Below are 1006 nucleotides of genomic sequence, written 5' to 3'. Positions count from 1 at the left end.
TGCTGCATCAGCTTCTGGTTCTTGGCCAGCAGCGCCTGGTAAAGCAGGCTGCGGTCGTCTTCCAGCAGCTGCTGCCAGATATGCTGGGTGATCCCGAGCGGCTGACCCTCCTGCGGCAGGGTTTCAGTGGGCCCGCCGGCCAGGCAGGCGGCCATCATCTGGATGAAGTACTCCACCGAAACGGGGGAGGTCGCGTCATAGTCGTAGTAGCCGATCTGCTGAAACGCCCGCTTGGCATAGTGCCGCGCATACAGATCGCCAACCTGGTCGATCATCGACTGCCAGTTTTTCAGTTCGCGGTCGTAATCGGCCTGGAACGCGGCGCGGGCGCTTTCGTCGTAACGCTCTTCCAGCCGTTCGCGGGCGTCCTGCTGCTTGCGCGCGGTGTTGCGTTCGGTCTGCGCGTCGATGTCCACCGGCGGCAGATATGCCTTGGCCGCGATCGGGCTGTCGTTCCACTGTTCGACCTGCCGGGCTTCCCGCTGCGCGTCCTCGGCACCCTGCACGGCAGCCATGGCAGCGTGCAGTTCGCGGATGCCCAGTAGTGCTTGCGAGGTGAAGTATTCGAAGTGCCGCTGCGGCTGCGCCCGCCATTCCTGCAGGGCTTGCACCCAGCCAGTGCGTTGCGCGTTGAGCTCCATGACCATGCCGACCGGGTCGGGCAGCGTCAGCGCCAGCAGGCCATTGGGCAGTTGTTCCTGCTGGATGACATTGCGCACATGCGTGCGGGTTTCATGCCAGCGGCCCAGGCGGCTGTAAAAGCCATGAGCGCTGGTAAACCTGGCAGAGGAAAAGGTAGAGAACTCCAGCACCTGTTCCAGGCCGAAGCGGAAGCTGTCGGTCATGGCGATGCCGAGGCTGGCAGGGTCGTTGCGTGCGGTGTTCAGGTCCACTTCGACGAAGCGGGCGAGGGTGCCCGGGTCACTGTCGGCGATGCCTTGCCGATAGCGGTCGAGTACCGCACGGGGCCAGGGGTCGTTGGCGAAGGCGATCCAGGCCTTGCGGT

The 1006-nt window shown here is 64.4% G+C and carries 1 protein-coding gene; it reads right to left on the bottom strand.

The annotated features are described in order from the left end of the window. The coding region (locus tag RYH74_RS26205) for a T6SS effector BTH_I2691 family protein (protein WP_317410604.1) at window positions 1–1006 on the bottom strand (1006 nt) is incomplete at both ends.

Source organism: Pseudomonas sp. LSJ-87, assembly GCF_032971465.1.
Taxonomy (GTDB): Bacteria; Pseudomonadota; Gammaproteobacteria; order Pseudomonadales; family Pseudomonadaceae; genus Aquipseudomonas; species Aquipseudomonas putida_Z.
The sequence above is the reverse complement of the archived record's forward strand: the minus strand, read 5'-3'. Positions and strand labels throughout refer to the sequence as shown.